The sequence below is a fragment of the Nocardioides ferulae genome, from assembly GCF_003660455.1.
Lineage (GTDB): Bacteria > Actinomycetota > Actinomycetes > Propionibacteriales > Nocardioidaceae > Nocardioides > Nocardioides ferulae.
In genome coordinates, this window is the sequence record NZ_QZVR01000002.1 from 137851 (window position 1) to 157058 (window position 19208).

Here is a 19208-nt window from a genome sequence, read left to right on the forward strand (position 1 = left end):
GCATCACACCGGGGATCTCGGGCTTCGGGTCGCACCCCGCGACAAGTGAGGTTAGCCTTACCTGCGAACGACGGCGACGGTCGGAGGAGGCGGACATGAGCGCGGTGCTCGAGTCTCCTGGCACGCCCCCGCCCGCGCCCGGCCCCGAAGGTCCGGGCGCCGCACCGTCGGCCACCGGCCGCCGCGGCGTCCTGGCCGTGCTCGTCCTCCTCGCGCTGCTCGCGCTGACCACGCTGGCCAGCCTGATGTGGGGGGCGCGCGACATCGCACCAGGCGAGGTGTGGGCGGCGCTCTGGTCACCGGTCGACGGCGACAACGACCACCTCGTGGTCCGTGACCTGCGGGTCCCGCGCACGTTGATCGGCCTCGTCGGCGGCGCCGCCCTGGGGGTGGCGGGCGCGCTGATGCAGGGCGTGACCCGCAACCCCATCGCCGACCCGGGGCTGCTCGGCATCAACTCCGGCGCCTCCCTGGCCGTGATCGTCGCGATCTCCGGACTCGGGGTCGGCTCGGTCGGCGGCTACCTGTGGTTCGCGTTCCTCGGTGCCGCGGTGGCCGCCGTCGTCGTCTACGGGGCCGCCTCGATGGGCTGGGAGGGCGTCACCCCGGTCAAGCTCGCCCTGGTCGGAGCCGCCTTCACCGCGACCGCGACCTCGATCATCACCGTGGTGCTGCTGACCGACCAGCGCACCCTGGGGGAGTACCGCTTCTGGCAGGTCGGCTCGCTGGCCAACCGCCCCCTCGACGTGCTGGTGACGGTCCTGCCGTTCGTGGCCGCCGGGCTGGCGCTCTCCTTCGCCGCAGGACGCGTCCTCAACGCGCTCGCGCTCGGCGACGACGTGGCGCGGGGACTCGGCCAGGACGTCGCGCGCGGCCGCCTGCTGGTCGTCGCGGCCGTGGTCCTGCTGTGCGGGTCGGCGGTCTCGATGGCCGGCCCGATCGCCTTCGTGGGACTGGTGGTGCCCCACCTGGCCCGGGTCGTCGTCGGGCCCGACTACCGCTGGATCGTGGTGCTCTCGATGCTGCTCGGTCCGCTGCTGCTGCTGGTGGCCGACGTCGCGGGCCGGCTGGTGGCCCGCCCCGGCGAGGTCGAGGCGGGGCTGGTGGTCGCGGTCATCGGGGCACCGGTGCTGTTGGCCATCGTGCGGCGGGCGAAGGGGGTGGCGTCGTGACCACCGTGCTGTCGCCGATGCGCGCCGGCGAGCCGGGAGGTGTCGAGGCCGATCGCGAGGACACCGCGCGCCGCAGCGTGCGCGGTCTGCGCCGTCGCCGGCTGCTGCGCACCCTGGTGGTGGTGGCGTCCCTCCTGGGCGCGGTGCTCGCGCTGTCGCTGACCGCGCTGATGTTGGGCGACTACCGGCTCACGCTGGGCCAGGTCCTGGCGGCCGTCGCCGGCGACGACGCGCCGCCCGCCGGCTTCATCGTCGGCGAGCTGCGCCTGCCGCGGCTCCAGCTCGGGCTCCTGGTGGGGGTCGCCTTCGGTCTGGCCGGCGCCCTCTTCCAGTCGGTGCTGCGCAACCCGCTGGCCAGCCCCGACATCATCGGCATCTCCCAGGGAGCCAGTGCCGCCGCGGTGGCGGCCCTCCTGCTCGCGGGCATGGGCGGCTGGCCCGTCACGTTCTCCGCCCTCGCCGGTGGACTGAGCGTCGGTCTGCTGCTGTACGCCGTGGCGTGGCGGGGCGGCATGACGGGTCACCGGTTCGTGCTCTCGGGCATTGGGGTGGCCTACCTGTGCACCAGCGTCGTGGGCTACCTGCTGACCCGCAGCGAGCTCAACGCCGCGGCGGACGCGCTGGTGTGGATGACCGGCAGCCTCGGCCAGGCCACGCCCGAGCTGGTGGCCACGCTCAGTCTGGCGCTGTGGGTGCTGGTGCCGCTGGTGGCGCTCGTCTCCCGACGTCTCCGGCTGCTCCTGCTCGGCGACGAGCAGGCCGCGGCCCTGGGGGTGCGCCCCGAGCGCGTGCGCGCGGTGGTGGTGCTGCTGGGCGTCGCCCTGGCCTGTGTCGCGACGGCGGCCGCCGGTCCGGTGGCGTTCGTGGCGCTGGTCTCGGCCCCCATCGCCCGGCGGCTGGCGGGCCACGGTTCGACCGCCCTCCTGCCTGCCGCGTTGGTCGGCGCGGCGTTGGTGGTGGGGGCGGACGTGGTCGCCCAGCATCTCGTGTCGCCTGACCTGTCCCTGCCCGTCGGAGTCGTGACCGGCGTGATCGGCGGCCCCTACCTGATCTGGCTGATGGCCACCGGTCGCGCGCGGACCGCGTGATGCCGACCGGATTCCCGCAACGAAGGAGAGCGCTCATGACGACGACGACAGCGGTGCCGGTGGCCGCGCCGCAGCAGGCCACCGAGGTGTCGGGCATTGCGGCCTCCGATCCGGTCCGGCTCTCGGCCCGCGGGGTGCACCTCGCCTACGACCAGCGGACGGTGGTGCACGGGGTCGACCTGGAGATCCCGCCGGGGCGGGTCACGGTGATCGTGGGCGCGAACGGGTGCGGCAAGTCGACGTTGTTGCGGGCCCTGGCCCGGGTCCTCCGGCCGTCCCGGGGCCGGGTCGAGCTGGACGGCGAGGACCTGCAGCGGCTCCGGCCCAAGGACGTCGCGGCCGTGCTGGGCCTGCTGCCGCAGCAGCCGCTGGCCCCCGAGGGGATCACCGTCGCCGACCTGGTCGGCCGCGGCCGCCACCCGCACCAGGGGGCCTTCCGTCGATGGAGTGCCGCCGACACCGAGGCGGTGTCGCGCGCGCTGGCGCTCACCGACCTCCACGACCTGGCGGCGCGCCGCGTCGAGGAGCTCTCGGGCGGGCAGCGGCAGCGGGTGTGGCTGGCGATGATGCTGGCCCAGGACCCGCGGATCATGCTGCTCGACGAGCCCACGACCTATCTCGACATCGCCCACCAGGTCGACCTGCTGGATCTGCTGGCCGACCTGAACGAGACCTCGGGCACCACCGTGGTGATGGTCCTGCACGAGCTGAACCTGGCCGCCCGCTACGCCGACCACCTGGTGGTCATGCACGAGGGGAGGGTGCTGCGCGAGGGTGCGCCGGCCGACGTGCTCGACGCGGAGTGCGTCCAGGCGGCGTTCGGGTTGCGGGCGAGCGTGGTCCCCGACCCGGTCACGGGGGCGCCGATGGTGGTGCCGGCCGGTCGTCGTCGGGGCCGGGTGGCCTGAGCTGAGACGCGGGCCACGCCCGGAGTTCGGGCATCGTGGTCATCCCTGCGGGTTCGTGGTTGTAAGGTAAGGCTTACCTATCAACGACCGGGCTCCCGGTCCCGCACCGCAAGGAGTGGACGTGAGGTCCCTTCGTCCCAAGACGCCGGCCACCGGCCTGCGCCGAGTCCTGCCCGCCGTCGCCCTGCTGCTGGTCCTGCCGCTCGCGGCCTGTGGCTCCGAGGAGGACACCGACGAGTCGGCCGGGGGTGAGCCGGCCGAGGAGACCTTCGAGCCGGTCACCATCGAGCACGCTTTCGGCGAGACCGAGATCGACGAGCAGCCGCAGCGTGTCGTCACCTGGGGCTGGGCCAGTGGCGACGCCGTGCTCGCGCTGGACGTGATGCCGGTCGCGATGCCGAAGTACTCCTACGGCGCCGACGACTCGGGCCGGATGCCCTGGCAGAGCGAGAAGATCGCCGAGCTCGGCGGCGAGGAGCCGGCTCTGCTCAGCGAGACCGCCGAGCCGCCGTTCGAGGAGATCGCCGCGGCGGCCCCCGACCTGATCCTGGCGAACTACTCCGGCATCACCGAGGCCGACTACAAGAAGCTCTCGCAGATCGCCGACACCGTCGCCTACCCCGACCAGCCCTGGGCCACCCCGTGGCGAGACGTGATCACCACCGTCGGCGAAGCCCTCGGCAAGAGCGACGAGGCCGAGGCCCTGCTCGAGGACATCGACGCCGAGGTGGCCGCCGCCGCGGAGGCGCACCCGGAGTTCGAGGGCAAGACGATCGCCGCCGTCGCGATCGACCCCAGCGCGTTCTACGTCTACCGGGCGGCCGACCCGCGGGTGGAGTTCCTCGAGGACCTCGGCTTCACGCTGGCACCCAGCGTCGGCGAGCTCGACACCGAGGAGTCGACGTTCTACTACACGATCAGCACCGAGGAGGTCGACAAGCTCACCTCCGACGTGCTGCTCTCCTACGCGCCCAACCAGGAGCGTGCCGACGAGATCGCCGGCGACAAGACCTTCCAGGCGATGTCGCAGTTCCAGAACGGCACCGTCGCCTCGGTCGTGGGCGAGGACGTCGTGTCCTCGGTCTCGCCGCCGACGGCGCTGTCGCTGACCTGGGGCCTGGACGCCTTCATCGAGGCGCTCGTCCCCGCCGTCGAGGCGGCCGGCTGAGCTCGGTCCTCTCGACGTCCGTCCACCGCCCCGGGAGCCCGCCACACTCCCGGGGCGGTGGTGCGTCGAGACCCCGAATCGGAGAGCGACGCGGGTAGATTGCGGTCGTGACGACGCAGACCGTGGTCGGTGACTACACGCTGCTGGCCCGGATCGGCGAGGGCGGCATGGGCGTGGTGCACCTGGCCCGCCGACCCGACGGCGCCCGTGTCGCGCTCAAGGTGCTGCGTCCCCAGGTCGTCGGTGGCGACGACGGCCGGGCGCGGCTGGCCCGCGAGGTCGGCTCGCTGCGCCGGGTCCGCAGCCGCTGGGTCGCCGAGATCGTGGACGCCGACCCGTGGGGCGAGGTCCCCTACGTCGCCACCCGCTACGTGCCGGGGCTCTCGCTGCACGACCACGTCGCCGAGGAGGGTCCGATCGCCGGGCGCGACCTCGACTGGTTCGCCGCCTGCCTGGCCGAGGGACTCGCCTCGGTGCACGCCGCCGGGGTGCTGCACCGTGACGTGAAGCCGTCCAACGTGCTCATGGAGGGCCGCACCCCGATCCTCATCGACTTCGGGTTGGCCCGGGTCGCCGACGACCCCCGGCTCACCCACACCGGCTGGCTGATGGGCACGCCGGGCTACCTCGCGCCCGAGATCCTCTACGGCGACGACGCCACCGCCGCCTCCGACGTGCACTGCTGGGCCGCGACGGTGGCCTTCGCCGGCACCGGCCGCGCGCCGTTCGGCCGTGGCCCCTCGATGGCGGTGATGGACCGGGTCCGCCGCGGCGAGCACGACCTCTCCGGCCTCCCCGCCGACCTGCGCCGGGTCGTCCGGGCCGCCCTCGACCCCGACCCGGCCCGTCGGCCGTCCCTCGACGCGCTGCTGCGCTGGCTGCGTCCCCGTGCCGGGCTGACCCGCGGGCCGGTGCCCGACGTGCCGCACGAGGCGCTCACCCAGCCGCTGATGGCAGCCCCGTCCGGGGGCGCCGACGAGCCCACCCGCCGGTTCGCCGACCCCGCCGAAGAGCAGGACTGGGACGACGAGCAGGACGAGGCCGAGTGGGACCCCGACGAGGAGGCGTGGGACGACCCGCCGGCCGGAACCCGTCGCTACACCGAGCACGTGCCCGAGCAGGGCCTGGGGCGGGCCGAGGGCGAGCCGTGGCCCTGGGAGGAGGAGCAGCTGGAGCCGGTGCCGCGGGTGTCGCCGGGGGAGCGGCTGCGTCGCGGGCTGCTGCTGGTCGGCGCCGGCCTGGTCGCCGCGGTGGCCGTCGCCGCCTTCCCCTGGCCGGCCGCGGCCACGCTGCTGACTGCGGTCTGGCTGCTGCGCAGTGGCTCGCTCGCCGCGAGCGCCGTCGGCGACCGCCGCCGGCTGCGTGGCCGACGCTGGTACGACGGCGTCCAGCTCCTCGTCGCCGCGCCCTGGCATCTGGTGCGCTCGATCGGCGGCACCCTGGTCCTCGAGCTGTGGGCGCTCGGCCTGGCGGCGTCCGCCGCACTGGTCTGCTACGCGGTCGCTGCCGGCGTCTCCGCGACCCTGTTCGTCAGTGGCGTCGTGCTCGTCGCCTCGCTGTGGTGGGGGCCGGGCGGCTCGCGGGTGCGCTCGCCGTTGGGCCGGGTCGTCCAGCCGATCGCCCGCTCGGGCAGCAGCTGGGTGGTCGGGCTGCTCGCGGTCGTGGCGCTCGGCGGGGTGCTCGGGCTGCGGCTCGACGCCGACGGCACCAGCTGGGCGCCCGCCCAGCAGCGGCCGTTCGCCTCCTACGACGTCCCCGACTGGCCCCGGCGCTGACTCGCCCCGGTCCTGCCGCTGACGGCTCAGCCGGCGGGGTGCGAGGGGGGCCGATCCGCAGGGCCGGTGCCCCACACCGGCCGCTCCTCGTCGGTGGTCTCGATCTGCAGCACCGCGGGCCGCCGGGCCGGGCCGAACGGCAGCCAGGAGGCGCTGCTTGGTCGACCGTCGACCGTGACGCCGGCGACGTGCCGGCCGGCGCCGACGCGCACGATCCGGGTGGCCGGCCCGGACGAGGGCCGCACCAGCACCTCGTCGAACGCGGGGCGGCCGACGCCCAGGTCCGCGGTGCCGGGCGTGAGCGGGTAGAGGCCCAGCGAGGCCCAGACGTACCACGCGGACAGGCCGCCGAGGTCGTCGTTCCCGGGCAGGCCCGACCGCTCGGCCGACCAGAGGGTCGTCCGGGCCCGGGCGACGACGTCCTGGCTCAGCGCCGGCTCGCCCAGCCAGAGGTAGGCCCAGGGCGTGCCCAGCGTCGGCTGGTTGCCCAGCCAGGCGTGGGCGCCGCCCCCGCCGACGTTGAGCCGGGAGTGGAACGCGACCAGCGAGTCGAGCACCCGCTCCGGTGGCCCCATCGCGGCCAGCAGGCCGGCCATGTCGTGCGGCACCCCGCCCCAGGTGTACTGCGAGGCGTTGCCCTCCTCGAAGCCGTGGCAGCAGGCGCCGGGGTCGGTGCCCGCCGGCGGGAACGCGCCGGCGGTGTCGCGCGGCAGCAACCAGCCGCGGTCGAGCAGGTTGCGCCACGATGCGCTGCGGGCGGCGAAGCGGGACGCGACGGTCCTCCGGCCGGCGGCTGCCGCGAGCCTCGAGACGGCGAAGTCGTCCAGGGCGTACTCCAGCGTCATCGACGCCCCGGGTCGTCGCGGCTGCGCGTCGTCGACGGGCACGTAGCCCAGCCGCAGGTAGTCTGCCAGCCCCGGACGGGCCTGCACCGCGCCGGGGGCGTCGGGCACCCGCTCGCCCTGGTCGGCCAGCGCGCCGACGACCGGGCCGAGGTCGAAGTCGCGGGCGCCGAGCGCGTACGCCGCGGCCACCATCGGTGCGGCCGAGTCGCCGTGCATCACCCCGGTGTCGGCCGCGACCAGCGGCCAGCGGGGCAGCCAGCCACCCTGCTCACCGGCGCGCTGCAGCGACCCAACGACGTCGGAGGCGACGTCGGGACGCAGCCACGCCAGCAGCGGCAGGTGGGTCCGGTAGGCGTCCCAACCGGAGATCGCGGTGTAGTGCCGCCGGCCCCGGGGGACCCGGTGGACGACTCCGTCGAACCCCGGGTAGTGCCCATCGGCGTCGCTGAGCAGCATCGGGCTCAGCAGCACCCGGTAGAGCGCGCTGTCGAGGACCCGCCGCTCTTCCGCGGAGCCCCCGGTGGTCCGGACCCGGCCCAACTCGCCGCGCCAGACCTCGGCCGCACGCGCGCGAAGCCGCTGGTGCGACCAGCCCGGGCGGGCGTCGTCGAGGTTGCGCCGCGCGCCGCGCGCGTCGACGAAGGACACCCCGATCTGGGCGCGCACGGTGCGGCGGGTGCCGAACCCGACCCAGGCGCCCGGGGCGACGCCGCCCCAGGTGCCGCGGTGGGCGAACGGGCGGTCGAAGCGGACGAGCACGTGCACGGTGTAGGTCGTGGGACTGCCGCAGAAGCCACCGCTGGTCGCGGTGACCGCGACCTCGCGGTCGGAGGGGAACCGCACCCTCGTGGCGCTGGTGCCGGCCAGGCTTCCGGCCGCCTTCACCAGGACCCGGGCGCGCTCACCGCGGGGGAACCGGAACGACACCAGGCCGGCGCGCTCGGCCGCCGCCAGCCGCACGCGCACGCCGTTGCCCAGCCGCACGGCGTACCAGCCCGGGCCGGCACGCTCGCCGGCTCGGTCCAGGGGCGCCGTGGCCGCGGCGGGGTCGTCGGGGAGCCGGCCGGTCACGGGCAGGATCGGTACGTCGCCGAACGCGGCGCAGCCCGCGCCGGGCAGGTGGGTGGGCGAGAAGCCCCGGACCAGGGTGTCGTCGGCGGCGTAGCCGACCGGGGTGCGCGACGGCGCGCCGGTGGCGGCGTCGGAGGAGGTGTCGGGGCCGAGCTGGACCATGCCGAACGGCAGCGCGGCGGCGGGCGTGGTGCCGCCGCTGAACCAGGGCGGCGTGCCGCCGCTGCCGATGAACGGGTCGACCAGCCGCTCCTGGTCCTGGGCGCTGGCGTGGGCGGCGTGGAGAGCGCCGCCGGCCGCCAGAGCGACGGCGGCCGGGTGTGAGGTCACTCGCCGCCGGCGCATGCCTCGAGGCTAGGCGCGGCGGCGACGATGCACACCCGGATCCCGAGACCCGTCCCCGCGGGCGGGGCATCCGTGGCACGATGGCGGGGTGCAGCGCCGACCGGTCTCCAGCGAGATCATCATTGCCTAGCGCGTCGAGACCCTCGACGCGCCAACCTCTCGTCCGCGGGGGGTTTTTTTGTTGCCCGGCGATCCGGGCGGCCGGCCGGCGGCACCGCACCACCCGGCAACACCCGGCACCACCCCAGACAGCGGCACCCAGCAGCGAAGAGAGCATCCGATGGACCTGCACGGCGGCTTCCACGTCTACGACACGACCCTGCGCGACGGCGCCCAGCAGGAGGGGCTGAACCTCTCCGTCGCCGACAAGCTGTCGATCGCCCGGCAGCTCGACGGGCTGGGGGTGGGCTACATCGAGGGCGGCTGGCCCGGAGCGAACCCGAAGGACACCGAGTTCTTCCGGCGCGCGGCCGCCGAGCTCGACCTGCGCCACGCCAGGCTGGCCGCGTTCGGAGCCACCCGCCGGGCCGGGGTCAAGGCGGCCGACGACCCGCTGATCGCGGCGCTGCGCGACAGCGGCGCGTCGGTGGTGACGCTGGTCGCGAAGTCACACGACCGGCACGTCGAGCTGGCGCTGCGCACCACGCTCGAGGAGAACCTCGCGATGGTGCGCGACACCGTGGCCCACCTGCGCGCCGAGGGGCAGACGGTCTTCCTCGACGCCGAGCACTTCTTCGACGGCTACCGCGCCAACCGCGACTACGCGCTCGAGGTGCTGCGCACCGCCTACGAGGCCGGCGCCGAGGTGGCCGCGCTGTGCGACACCAACGGCGGCATGCTGCCCGCCTGGGTCGCCGACGTGGTCCACGACGTCGTCGAGACCACCGGCGTGCGGGTCGGCATCCACTGCCACAACGACACCGGCTGCGCGGTCGCGAACACCCTCGCCGCGGTCGACGCCGGCGCCACCCACGTGCAGGGCACGATCAACGGCTACGGCGAGCGCACCGGCAACGCCGACCTGATCGCGGTCGTCGCCAACCTCGAGCTGAAGCTGGAGCGGCAGGTGCTGCCGCAGGGCCTGCTCGCCGAGTCGACCCGGATCGCCCACGCGGTCGCCGAGGTCACGAACTTCCCGCCGGCCTCGCGCCAGCCCTACGTGGGCACCTCGGCGTTCACGCACAAGGCCGGACTGCACGCCAGTGCCATCAAGGTCGACCCGAACCTCTACCAGCACCTCGACCCGGCCCGGGTCGGCAACGACATGCGGCTGCTGGTCTCCGACATGGCCGGCCGCGCCTCGATCGAGCTCAAGGGCCGCGAGCTGGGCTTCGACCTGGCCGGCGACACCCCGGCCGGCAAGGACCTGATCACCCGGATCACCGACCGGGTCAAGGTGCTCGAGTCGCGCGGCTACACCTTCGAGGCCGCGGACGCCTCCTTCGAGCTGCTCCTGGTCGAGGAGGTCGAGGGTGCCCGGCCGTCGTACTTCGACGTCGAGTCGTGGCGGGTGATCACCGAGACCAGCCCGGCGGACGCCGCGATGTCGGAGGCGACGGTCAAGCTGCGGGCCGGGGGAGTGCGCTACGTCGTCACCGGCGAGGGCAACGGCCCGGTCAACGCCCTCGACCACGCACTGCGCCAGGCGATCGAGCAGGCCTACCCCGAGGTCGCCAAGTTCTGGCTGACCGACTACAAGGTGCGCATCCTCGACCAGGGCCACGGCACCGACGCGATCACCCGGGTCCTGATCGAGACCAGCGACGGTGAGTCGTCGTGGGTCACCGTCGGCGTCGGCGCGAACGTCATCGAGGCGTCCTGGGGCGCCCTCGTCGACGGGTTCACCTTCGGCCTGCGCCGCCACCACACTGACTGATCCCCGGCCTGACGCCGAGGCGTCACAGATTCCCGCGGACACGCCGTGTCCGCGGGAACGATCGACGGGTCGGCGTGCCCGCTCAGGGAGCGGGCGAGTCGGTCGGCACAGCTGGGCCGACGCTCATCTCGTGGGTCTCCGCGCGACCTTGGGAGTCGGTGAGCGTGATCGTCTCCTCGCCCAGGTCGAGGTCCACTCTCAGCACCTCGTCGCCGGGCCGCGAGCCCTCGGTGCGCCAGACGTCGGGATCGGTCAGCAGCCAGGCAGTGGTGGCCCAGAACGCCGAGGCATCCTCGGTGGTGACCAACAGATCGAAGTTGAGGAACTCCTCGTCGGCGGGGAAGAACTCGCTGGGGATCCGGTCCGGGTCCGCGTCGATCGCGAAGCGCCCGCCCGCATCGGTGAACGCCGGCTCGGCGTCCCAGAAGGGGACGGTCTCACCGACGGCGACGTCCTCGGTCGTCATCACCGCGAGGCGCACCCGGGCGCCCTCGACGGGCTCGCCGTCGTCGCTGACGGTGCCGTGGACGAGCATCGTCCCGGTCTCCGGCCCGCTGGTGGGGCGATCGCTGTCCGGTTCGCCGGCCGCAGGCGTCGCCGGGGCACCCGCCTCGGGCTCCGGGTCGTCGCTGCACCCCGAGGAGAGGGCGAGCAGTGCGGTGATCGCGAGCGTGCTGATGATCCGGCGCATGGCCGACCCCCTGAAGCTGGACCCCGAGTGTTCGCCGGCAAGGGTGTCAGAGATGGGCTCGGGGCGCACCCCTGTGCCTGCCGGCGCCGGTCGGCCGGCCGGTCAGCCCGCGGCGACCACTCGGCGTACCAGGTCGGACCAGGCGGTGTGGATGCGCTCGACGGACATGCCCTCGACCTCGACCTGGTGCTCGACGATCGGCGCCTCCAGCGGCGCGAGCAGCGCGGTCGCCAGGAGCGGCAGGTCGCCGGTGACACCGAGCTCGGCCAATAGGTAGCGCACGTGCATCACCAGGAACGACCGGGCGGCGTAGGCCTTGCTGGCCGCGCGGCCGGCGTTGCGGATCAGCGGGGTGAGCTGCAGCACCGTCTCGATGCGGGAGCGGCCGAAGGCGAGCAGCCGCTCCTCGGCGTCGGCGCCCGGGCCCAGCGGCGGCGGGCCCGAGATGACCTGGGTCTGCCACTCGGTCTCCTCGTGGTCGAGGAGCGCGGCGAAGAGCCCCTCGCGGGACTCGAAGCGGCGGAAGACCGTGCCCTTCCCGACCCCGGCCTCGGCGGCCAGGTTGTCCATGGTCAGCGCGTCGACGCCGCAGGACGCGATCAGCCGCTGAGCCGCCTCGAGAAGCACCCGCCGGTTGCGCGCCGCGTCGCGGCGCTCGATGGGGACGGAGTCGACCATCGGCAGCGCGCGGGTGGGCGCGGCGGCGGGGAGCAGGCTGAGGGGCTCGGTCATGGTGGGCTCACTGTAGGGGCGGTGCGGGTGGTCTCGTCGGTTCAACCGGACCGAGGTCCGGTTTCTTCCGGACACTCGACGTCGGCCTCCGGGACGTGGCATACGGTCGGAGGGTGAGCGACCTCCACGACCTGACCGCCGTCGAGCAGGGCCGGCTCGTGCGCGAGCGCCAGGTCTCGCCGGTCGAGCTCGTCGACCACTATCTCGGCCGCGTCGAGCGCCTCGACGACGTGGGCGCCTTCGTCACGGTCACCGCCGATCCGGCGCGCGAGCGGGCGGAGCGGATCGCCGCCGAGCCGGCTGCCTGGGCGCGGGGGCCGTTGTGGGGGGTGCCGACGGCGGTCAAGGACCTCAACCTCACCGCCGGGGTGCGCACCACCTTCGGCTCCGCGGCATTCGCCGACTTCGTGCCGGAGATCTCCGACGGCGTCGTGCTCGCAATGGAGTCGGCGGGCCTGGTGAGCCTGGGCAAGACCAACACCCCCGAGTTCGGCTCGCCCTGCTACACCGAGCCCGACGTCGCCCCGCCCGCCGTCACCCCCTGGGACCGCAGCCGCACCGCCGGCGGCTCCTCGGGCGGCGCGGCCGCGGCCGTCGCGGCCGGGCTGGTGCCGCTGGCGCAGGGGTCCGACGGGGGCGGCTCGATCCGGATCCCCGCGTCGTGCTGTGGGCTGGTCGGGCTCAAGCCCACCCGCGGCCGCATCTCCGGGGCACCGATGTACGGCGACGCGGTCGGCCTGGCCACCGCGGGGCCGATCGCCCGCGACGTGCGCGACGCGGCCGCGCTGCTCGACGTCCTCGCCGGGCGCCGGGTCGGCGACCCCTACTGGGCGCCGCCGCCGTCCGGCTCGTTCCTCGCCGCGTGCGAGCAGGAGCCCGGCCGGCTGCGCGTCGCGCGCTTCCTGACCCCGATCATCACCGACGTCGAGGTCGACCCCGAGTGTGTCCGCGCCTACGAGGACGCCTCGCGGCTGCTGGAGTCGCTGGGCCACGAGGTGGTCGACGTGCCCGTGCCGCTGCCGCCCGAGGCGGTGCCGGAGTTCGAGACCTGCTGGGCGGTGCTCACCGCCCTCTCCTCGGCCCCGCCCGAGCGGGAGCACCTGATCCGTCCCCTGACCCGGTGGCTCACCGAGCAGGGCCGCGCCTGGTCGGGGCCGGAGTTCGGGCTCGCGGTCGGTGCCATGCGCCGGTTCGCGGCGGCGGCCCTCGAGGCCCTCGCGCCGTACGACGCGGTGCTGACGCCGACGCTCGCCTCGCCGCCGGTGCCGGTCGGGGCGATGCGGCACGACGACGACCCGGCCGCGGACTTCCTCGCCCAGAAGCGGTTCACCCCGTGGACCTCGGCGTGGAACGTCACCGGGATGCCGGCGATCTCGCTGCCGCTGCACTGGACGCCTGACGGGCTGCCGGTCGGGGTGATGCTCGCGGCCCGGCCGGCCGAGGAGGAGCTGCTGCTCGCGCTGTCGGCCCAGGTCGAGGCGGCCGCGCCGTGGGCGCACCGGCGGCCGCCGGGCTGGTAGCGGGTCGCTCGGGGCAAGCCGGTCGTCGGGGCCGGGCCCGGTCAGTCGTCCCCGAGCCCCCGGGCGGCGAGGGCGTCGCCGGTCTCGTGGGCCCGGCCGACCACCCGGATCACGAACGGGGTCAGGTAGGCACGCGGGTGCCGGCCCAGGCCCCGGGCGCGCGCTGCGTCCCGGGTCTCCAGCGCCAGGGAGACCGTGCCGGGGAGCGCGGCGATGGCCAGCGAGAACGTGAGCGCGACCCGCTCGGGGTCGACGCCGAGCCGGCGTAGCGGTCCGATCCAGCGGATGATCGCGTCGAGCATCGCGTTGACCGGGGTGGTGGCGGTGACCACGACGGCGGCCAGCGCCAGTGCCAGCAGGTCGAGCAGGCTCTCGACGGCCCGGTGCGGGCCGAACATCCACCACTGGAAGGCGGCGACCACGACCGCGATCAGCAGCACCGCCCGGGTCGCCCGGACCAGCATCCGCAGCGGCAGTCGCGCGAGCAGCGCCAGCCCGATCGACGCCGCGAGGAACGCGAACGAGGCCGGCATGCTGCGCACCAGCACGATGCTGAGGCTGAGCGCGGCGAGCGCGGCCAGCTTGGGGCCGACCGGCAGCCGGTGCAGCAGGCTGGTGCCGGGCTGGTAGATGCCGATGAGCACCGCGGTGCTGCTCACGGGCCGACCCGCCCCTCGATCCGGTCCTCGACCGAGGCCACGTAGAAGTCGACCGCGGCGCCCGGCTCGCCGTCGTAGCGCACCCCGGCGTCGTCGACGACGAGCACCCGGTCGCAGCGGCGGGCCAGGTCGAGGTCGTGGGTGACCAGCAGGAGTTGCTGGTCGAGGCCGAACAGCACGTCGGCCACCTTGCGGGTGTTGGCCAGGTCGAGCAGCGTGGTGGGCTCGTCGGCGACCACCACCGACGGCTCGGTGGCGAGCACGCCGGCGAGTGCCAGCAGCTGCTTCTGGCCCCCGGAGAGCGCGTGCACGCTGATCTCCGCGTGGTCGGCGAGCCCGAACCGCTCGAGCACCCCGAGCGCCCGCTGCCGGCGCGCGGAGGCGCTCCTCTCGATCCGCCGCAGGGAGAGCTCGACGTCCTCGACGCAGGTCGGCATCACCAGCTGGGCGGCCGGGTCGGTGAAGCAGAACCCGACCCGCCGCCGTACGGCGGCGCCCTCGCGGGCCACGTCGAGGCCGTCGACGACGACGCGTCCGGTGGTGGCGGCGACCAGCCCGTTGACCATCCGGGCCAGCGTCGACTTGCCCGAGCCGTTGGGCCCGACGATGCCGATGCGGCGCTCGGTCAGCGACAGCGTGGTGGGCTCGAGGATGACCCGCTCGCCGGCGGGGGTGGCGACGGTGACGCCGGCGGCCTCGAGCTCGATCGCGGGCACGCGGTCAGCGCCGGTGCAGCAGCTGCGGGAAGGCGCGGTGCACCTCGGCGGCGATCAGCGCCACCAGTGTCGTCTTCAGCAGGTCGCCGATCCAGAACGGGGTGTCCCAGCTGGCGGCCGTGGCCAGGGAGACGTCCTGGTGGAGCATCATGCCGAGGATGCCCATCGGGTGGACGACGAGGACGCTGCCGGCGAAGGAGCAGGCGAAGACGGCCAGGGCGCTGGTCTTCCAGCGGGGCCCGGCGACGTACTTGACCAGGAAGCCCCCGAGCGCCGCGGCGATCGGGAACGAGAAGAGGTAGCCGGCGCTGATGCTGGTGAACGGCGCCAGGCCCCCGGCGTGGCCGGCGAAGATCGGGAGTCCGACGGCGCCGAGCGCGAGGTAGAGGGCGACCGCGGCGAACCCGCGCGCCGGGCCGAGCAGGCAGCCGGCCAGCATCACCGCGAAGGTCTGCAGGGTGATCGGGACGCCCGCGCCGCCGACCGGGATCGCGCCGACGTACGCCGCCGCGCCGATCAGGGCCGCGAACGCGGCGACCAGGGCGAGGTCGGTGGTGGTGAAGCGGCGGGTGGCCGGCGTTCCGGTGCTGGTGGCGCCGGTGCTCTCGGTCATGGTCATCGGTGGTCCTTCGTCGGGGCGGGCGAACCTGAACGGTGGTCAGGTGAACGGTGTTCAGGTTAGGGTTCGGACGGGCCGGGGGTCAACGGGGCCCAGGTCCTGGGACGAGCCGGAGGAGTGTGAGGTGCGCTACCACCGCGGTGACGTGGTCGACCGGGCCCTGGTGGTGCTCGACCGCTACGGGCTCGGCGACCTCACCATGCGGCGCCTGGCCAGCGAGCTCGGCGTGCAGCCCAGCGCGCTCTACCACCACGTGCCCAACAAGCAGACGCTGCTGGCGCTGGTCGCCGACGAGATCCTGGCCCGGGGCCCGGCCCACCCGCGAGGTGGCGCCTGGGACGCCCGGACCACCGCGGTCTGCACCGAGCTGCGCGAGGCGATGCTGGCCTACCGCGACGGCGCCGAGGTGGTCGCGACCGCGCACGCGTTCGGGCTCGGTGCCGGCGGGCCGGGCGAGGAGCTCGAGCAGGTGCTGGCCGACTCCGGCCTCGACGCCGAGCTGGCCCGGGTGGCCTCGCGCACCCTGCTGCACTTCGTGTTCGGCCATGTCGTCGACGAGCAGACCCACCTGCAGGCCGGCAGCGCCGGTGCGATCGACGACGCGCCGCGCCAGGTCGACGACTCCGACTTCGCGGTCGGCCTGGCCCTTGTCGTCGACGGCATCCGGGCTCGCCGGCCGGCGCGGCACTGCTGAGGCGGACGGTCAGCGGCGCGCGGTGACCGCCTCCTCGGGGGCGGCATCCGTGAGCACCCGGCGAGGCTCCGGGGCCTCCCGACGGCGGGTGAGCAGGAGCGCGGCGCCCGCCCCGACCGCCAGGCCGGGGAGCAGCCAGCGCCAGCCGCTCAGTGACCACCATGCCTCCTGCGTGCGGGTGACCACCCGCTCGGTCACCACCGGGTCGGCGGCCGGAGCACCGGCGGGATCGGCTGCGGATGCGGGGTCGGGCGCCGCGGCGGCCGGTGCCGGACGGCCGCGGAAGACGCTGGCGAGCACGGAGACGACGGCCCGGCGGTCGGTGAGCCGGTGCCACTCGACCGGGGCGGGCTCGCCGCCGACGGCGCGGTCGTACGACGCGACGACCGGCCCGCCGTCGGCGTCCGGATAGACCGTCTGGGACCGCCAGGGCTCGACGTCGTGGAGCATCCAGGTGAGGTTGACGGTTCGCCTGCCCAGCCCGGTGGGCTCGCCGTCGAGCCTCGTGCCGAGCGTCAGCAGCTCGTCGAGCTCGGCGTAGCGGGCGTCGCTGTAGTAGAGCGCGGTCGCCCGGCCGGTGGCCGGCTCGGTGATCAGCACGCTGGTGGGCCCGCCGGCGGTGGCCGGCGCGGGCAGCGCCAGCGCGGCGCACAGCGAGGTCAGGACGAGCACCGGGACGAGGGCGAGGAGTCGCTGCATGCCCTCTCTACACCGCCGTCGGCGATGCGGTTCCGTTCACTCCAGCGAGCCGGCGATGCGCACCGCCCGGCGGAGGGTGAGGTCGCCCTCGAGCCGCACGGTCAGACCACCCAGCGGCACCACGAGGGTGTGGGCGGCCAGCCGCGGTGGATAGGCCTCGGGGCCGTCGCCCTCGGGGGTCACCACCACCTCGTGCGGGGAGGGGAACCACAGCGCGTCGCTCCCGGCCACGCGCACCAGCACCGCGTCGGGCGCGGACTTCCAGAACATCGGGTCCAGGCCCGCGTCGAACTGGTCGATGCGGATCGTGCGCCCGCGCTGGGTCCAGCTCATCGACACCAGCCGGCCGTCGGCGCCGACGCTGAGTCCGTCGGGCTCGCCGAGCGCGGTCGGCACCAGCGGCCGGAAGGTGGCCCCGGTGGCGGCCGTAGCGGTGGGCTCCGCCGGCACGGTGGGCGTGCCCGGAGGCCCGGACTCCTGCCCGCTGTCACTCTCGCGGACCATCACCCCGGCGAAGTCGAGCCACTCGGCCACCTTCGCGCCGACCGGCGAGACCCCCAGCCCCGTAGCCAGGAGGACCGCCACGACCGGCGCGAGCCACCGCGCCCGCCGCCTCGATCCGGCCGGGCCCGGCGCCGCGACGCGCCCGAGCACCTCGTCGACGAGCCCGGGGCCGGGCGCCGGGGTGCGCAGGTCGCGGGCCAGCTCGCGCAGGGCGGTCGCGAGCTCGGCGTTCTCGCGCGGGCTGGTCTCGAGCGGATCAGACATGGTCGGCCTCCCGGTCCTCGGCGGCGAGCTGCTCGCGCAGGCGGGCCAGGCCGCGGTGCAGCCGCGACTTCACGGTCCCGCGGGAGAGCCCGAGCGTGGCCGCGGTCTCCGCCTCGTCGAGCTCCAGCAGGTAGCGGCAGGTGACCACGGTGCGGAACCGGTCGGGCAGCAGCGAGACCGCGGTCAGCAACTGCTCCTTGCGCTCCCGGTCGGCGACCTCCTCGCCCGGGTCGATCAGCTCCGGCGGCAGTGAGACGCCGTGCTCCCGGGCCCCCCGGCGTACGGCGGAGCGGTGCTGGTTGCGGGTCTCGTTGGCCACGATCCGCAGCAGCCAGGGGCGGAACGCGGCCCCGTCGCGGTAGCGCCCCAGCGACCGGTACGCCTTCACCAGCGCCTCCTGCACGGCGTCCTCGGCGTCGGGGCCTGCTCCCAGCAGGGCCGCCGTGCGGACCGCCATCGGGGCGTGCCGGCGCACCAGCTCGGCGTACGCGTCGAGGTCTCCCGCCCGCACCCGAGCCACCAGGGCGGCGTCGTCGGCGATGGTCGCTGCTCCCTCCTGAGGCTCGCCCTTCCTACACCACCGACCGCCGAGAGGTTCCCGACGACCGGTCAGCCGGGGTCGACGGCGGCACCGTGCAGCTCGGCGAGCAGCACGGCGCCGACGAGGTCGAGCCGGGTCCGGCGCAGCCGTGCGGCCGCCAGGTCGACCCCGCCGAGCGCTGCCCCGCGCAGGTCGGTCTCGGTGAGGTCGCACTCGCGCACGGTGGCGCCGTCGAGCTGGGCGTCCCGCAGCACGCTGCCGGTGAGGTCGCACATCGACAGGTCGGCGTCGCGCAGGTCGATCCCACTCAGGTCGAGCCGGGACAGGTTGGCGGCGCGCAGGCTCACTCCTCGCCACTGCCCGCCGCGCACCGCCATCGGGCGCAGCGTGCACTCGGCGAACACCGATCCGGTGAGCTTGCAGCCCTCGAAGGTCGCGTCGAAGAGGTTGGTCCGGCGGAACTCGCAGGTGACGAACGCGGTGGTGACGTGAGTCGAGGAGTTGAGGCGGCAGTTGGCGAAGACACACCGGTCGAACACGGCGCCTTCGCTGGTCGACTCCGAGAGGTCGACGTCGGTGAACATGCACTCGGTGAAGTGCGCGTCGCCCAGCTCCTCGGCGTACCAGTCCTCGCCGCGGATCTCGCGCCCCACGACCGGCTCCGCCGACCTCACTGCTGCTGCTTCCTCTTCGCGGTGAGGTCGAGCATCTCCCGCGGCCGGACCGCGGTGTCGAGGCCGCCGTTCTTCGCGCGCCGCTCGAAGTGCAGGTGGCAGCCGTCGGGGGCGCCGTCGTCGGAGGCCCGCGCGATCAGGTCGCCGGGGCGCACCCGGTCGCCGACGTCGACATAGACCTTGCGGACATGGCCGATGACCAGGTCGAAGCCCACCTTGTGGTTGCGCAGCAGCAGCGGGGTCTCACCGTACGCCGGGCCGAGGCTCTCGCCTGAGACCACCCACGCGTAGCGGTCCGACCACAGCCGGGTGCCGCAGGGCATCGCGAGGTCGAGGCCGTGGTGGAAGCCGCGGTCCTTCTTGCAGCGCGGGTCGGGGGAGTAGTACGGCGCGCGGGTGCAGCCGAACGGGATCATGATCCGCCGCGCCCCGCCGAACCACGGCGAGGTGTAGCGGCGCTTGTCCTTGGTGTAGAACACCCACCGCGGGTCGGGCTTCGGCTTCGAACTGACCTGCTCGGTCGTGCCGGCCGTGCTCGCCGCGGTGACGGCCGATGCCGGCAGGCCGATGGCTCCGCCGCCGAGCAGCAGGAGCGCGAGCAACGACCCGAGGAGACTGCGTGCGCCGAGCATGCGGCCCACCCTAGG

The 19208-nt window shown here is 74.7% G+C and carries 19 protein-coding genes; 8 read left to right on the forward strand and 11 right to left on the reverse strand.

Features of this window, described 5'->3' with window-relative positions; all coding sequences use genetic code 11:
• Positions 1–95 precede the first annotated feature (95 nt).
• The 5 genes from D6B71_RS03685 to D6B71_RS03705 all read left to right on the forward strand — a co-directional run bounded on the left by D6B71_RS03685 (position 96) and on the right by D6B71_RS03705 (position 6111).
• Entirely contained in the window at positions 96–1172 is a 1077-nt protein-coding gene (locus D6B71_RS03685; RefSeq protein WP_121252152.1) for a FecCD family ABC transporter permease, read from the forward strand.
• The gene (locus D6B71_RS03690) at positions 1169–2260 is read left to right on the forward strand and encodes a FecCD family ABC transporter permease (protein ID WP_206051546.1); all 1092 of its coding nucleotides are present in this window, start codon (positions 1169–1171) and stop codon (positions 2258–2260) included. Before D6B71_RS03685 ends, D6B71_RS03690 begins: the two co-directional genes overlap by 4 nt.
• A 35-nt stretch (positions 2261–2295) precedes the next feature.
• Positions 2296–3168, forward strand: coding sequence for an ABC transporter ATP-binding protein (locus D6B71_RS03695; protein ID WP_121252154.1), 873 nt, complete (start codon positions 2296–2298; stop codon positions 3166–3168).
• 121 nt (positions 3169–3289) lie between these two features.
• The gene (locus tag D6B71_RS03700) at positions 3290–4336 is read left to right on the forward strand and encodes an iron-siderophore ABC transporter substrate-binding protein (RefSeq protein ID WP_206051547.1); all 1047 of its coding nucleotides are present in this window, start codon (positions 3290–3292) and stop codon (positions 4334–4336) included.
• Between the two features lie 107 nt (positions 4337–4443).
• The gene (locus tag D6B71_RS03705; RefSeq protein ID WP_121252156.1) at positions 4444–6111 is read left to right on the forward strand and encodes a serine/threonine-protein kinase; all 1668 of its coding nucleotides are present in this window, start codon (positions 4444–4446) and stop codon (positions 6109–6111) included.
• A 26-nt stretch (positions 6112–6137) separates the two neighbouring features.
• Here the strand turns inward: D6B71_RS03705 and D6B71_RS03710 are convergent, their stop codons facing one another.
• On the reverse strand, positions 6138–8372 hold the full coding sequence (locus tag D6B71_RS03710; RefSeq protein ID WP_121252158.1) for a GH92 family glycosyl hydrolase: 2235 nt from the start codon (positions 8370–8372) through the stop codon (positions 6138–6140).
• Between the two features lie 280 nt (positions 8373–8652).
• Here D6B71_RS03710 and cimA point away from each other — a divergent pair, with 280 nt between their 5' ends.
• Positions 8653–10248 carry a citramalate synthase gene (cimA, locus tag D6B71_RS03715; RefSeq protein ID WP_121252160.1) on the forward strand — a complete coding sequence of 532 codons (1596 nt, stop codon included), beginning with the start codon at positions 8653–8655 and terminating at the stop codon, positions 10246–10248.
• Between the two features lie 82 nt (positions 10249–10330).
• Here cimA and D6B71_RS03720 read toward each other — a convergent pair whose 3' ends face one another.
• Both D6B71_RS03720 and D6B71_RS03725 read right to left on the reverse strand, forming a co-directional pair.
• Positions 10331–10939, reverse strand: coding sequence for a transthyretin-like family protein (locus D6B71_RS03720; protein WP_121252162.1), 609 nt, complete (start codon positions 10937–10939; stop codon positions 10331–10333).
• A 102-nt stretch (positions 10940–11041) separates the two neighbouring features.
• Positions 11042–11671, reverse strand: coding sequence for a TetR/AcrR family transcriptional regulator (locus D6B71_RS03725; protein ID WP_206051548.1), 630 nt, complete (start codon positions 11669–11671; stop codon positions 11042–11044).
• 113 nt (positions 11672–11784) lie between these two features.
• On the opposite strand from D6B71_RS03725, the gene D6B71_RS03730 reads away from it, so the two are divergent.
• Entirely contained in the window at positions 11785–13191 is a 1407-nt protein-coding gene (locus tag D6B71_RS03730) for an amidase (RefSeq protein ID WP_121252164.1), read from the forward strand.
• A 41-nt stretch (positions 13192–13232) separates the two neighbouring features.
• Here D6B71_RS03730 and D6B71_RS03735 read toward each other — a convergent pair whose 3' ends face one another.
• Genes D6B71_RS03735 through D6B71_RS03745 form a run of 3 tightly spaced genes read right to left on the reverse strand, consistent with a single transcriptional unit; the run spans position 13233 to position 15185 of the window.
• Complete coding sequence (locus tag D6B71_RS03735; RefSeq protein ID WP_121252166.1) at positions 13233–13850, reverse strand: energy-coupling factor transporter transmembrane component T family protein; 618 nt, start codon at positions 13848–13850, stop codon at positions 13233–13235.
• Positions 13847–14566: an energy-coupling factor ABC transporter ATP-binding protein gene (locus tag D6B71_RS03740; protein WP_121252168.1), complete on the reverse strand. Its 720-nt coding sequence runs from the start codon at positions 14564–14566 to the stop codon at positions 13847–13849. The genes D6B71_RS03735 and D6B71_RS03740 overlap by 4 nt, the downstream gene beginning before the upstream one ends.
• Positions 14567–14570: 4 nt before the next feature.
• A complete protein-coding gene (locus tag D6B71_RS03745; protein ID WP_121252170.1) occupies positions 14571–15185 on the reverse strand; it encodes a biotin transporter BioY in 615 nt (204 codons plus the stop codon).
• A gap of 124 nt (positions 15186–15309) precedes the next feature.
• On the opposite strand from D6B71_RS03745, the gene D6B71_RS03750 reads away from it, so the two are divergent.
• The gene (locus tag D6B71_RS03750; RefSeq protein WP_121252172.1) at positions 15310–15879 is read left to right on the forward strand and encodes a TetR/AcrR family transcriptional regulator C-terminal domain-containing protein; all 570 of its coding nucleotides are present in this window, start codon (positions 15310–15312) and stop codon (positions 15877–15879) included.
• 9 nt (positions 15880–15888) lie between these two features.
• Here the strand turns inward: D6B71_RS03750 and D6B71_RS03755 are convergent, their stop codons facing one another.
• The 5 genes from D6B71_RS03755 to D6B71_RS03775 form a co-directional block, all read right to left on the reverse strand.
• Positions 15889–16578, reverse strand: a complete 690-nt coding sequence (locus tag D6B71_RS03755) for a hypothetical protein (protein ID WP_121252174.1) — start codon at positions 16576–16578, stop codon at positions 15889–15891.
• A gap of 36 nt (positions 16579–16614) precedes the next feature.
• Positions 16615–17346 (reverse strand): serine/threonine-protein kinase, encoded by a 732-nt coding sequence (locus D6B71_RS03760; protein WP_121252176.1) that lies wholly within the window; start codon positions 17344–17346, stop codon positions 16615–16617.
• The gene (locus D6B71_RS03765; protein WP_240641060.1) at positions 17339–17857 is read right to left on the reverse strand and encodes an RNA polymerase sigma factor; all 519 of its coding nucleotides are present in this window, start codon (positions 17855–17857) and stop codon (positions 17339–17341) included. Before D6B71_RS03765 ends, D6B71_RS03760 begins: the two co-directional genes overlap by 8 nt.
• A gap of 98 nt (positions 17858–17955) precedes the next feature.
• Positions 17956–18561 (reverse strand): pentapeptide repeat-containing protein, encoded by a 606-nt coding sequence (locus D6B71_RS03770; RefSeq protein ID WP_240641061.1) that lies wholly within the window; start codon positions 18559–18561, stop codon positions 17956–17958.
• Positions 18558–19193 (reverse strand): M23 family metallopeptidase, encoded by a 636-nt coding sequence (locus D6B71_RS03775; protein WP_121252178.1) that lies wholly within the window; start codon positions 19191–19193, stop codon positions 18558–18560. Before D6B71_RS03775 ends, D6B71_RS03770 begins: the two co-directional genes overlap by 4 nt.
• Between the last annotated feature and the right edge of the window lie 15 nt (positions 19194–19208).

What these genes read in the sequence shown, in the direction of transcription:
- D6B71_RS03775 (WP_121252178.1), bottom strand. Translation starts at nt 19,193, where the DNA reads ATGCTCGGCGCACGCAGTCTCCTCGGGTCGTTGCTCGCGCTCCTGCTG.
- cimA (WP_121252160.1), top strand. Translation starts at nt 8,653, where the DNA reads ATGGACCTGCACGGCGGCTTCCACGTCTACGACACGACCCTGCGCGAC.
- D6B71_RS03685 (WP_121252152.1), top strand. Translation starts at nt 96, where the DNA reads ATGAGCGCGGTGCTCGAGTCTCCTGGCACGCCCCCGCCCGCGCCCGGC.
- D6B71_RS03760 (WP_121252176.1), bottom strand. Translation starts at nt 17,346, where the DNA reads ATGTCTGATCCGCTCGAGACCAGCCCGCGCGAGAACGCCGAGCTCGCG.
- D6B71_RS03710 (WP_121252158.1), bottom strand. Translation starts at nt 8,372, where the DNA reads ATGCGCCGGCGGCGAGTGACCTCACACCCGGCCGCCGTCGCTCTGGCG.
- D6B71_RS03695 (WP_121252154.1), top strand. Translation starts at nt 2,296, where the DNA reads ATGACGACGACGACAGCGGTGCCGGTGGCCGCGCCGCAGCAGGCCACC.
- D6B71_RS03745 (WP_121252170.1), bottom strand. Translation starts at nt 15,185, where the DNA reads ATGACCATGACCGAGAGCACCGGCGCCACCAGCACCGGAACGCCGGCC.
- D6B71_RS03720 (WP_121252162.1), bottom strand. Translation starts at nt 10,939, where the DNA reads ATGCGCCGGATCATCAGCACGCTCGCGATCACCGCACTGCTCGCCCTC.
- D6B71_RS03725 (WP_206051548.1), bottom strand. Translation starts at nt 11,671, where the DNA reads ATGACCGAGCCCCTCAGCCTGCTCCCCGCCGCCGCGCCCACCCGCGCG.
- D6B71_RS03755 (WP_121252174.1), bottom strand. Translation starts at nt 16,578, where the DNA reads ATGCAGCGACTCCTCGCCCTCGTCCCGGTGCTCGTCCTGACCTCGCTG.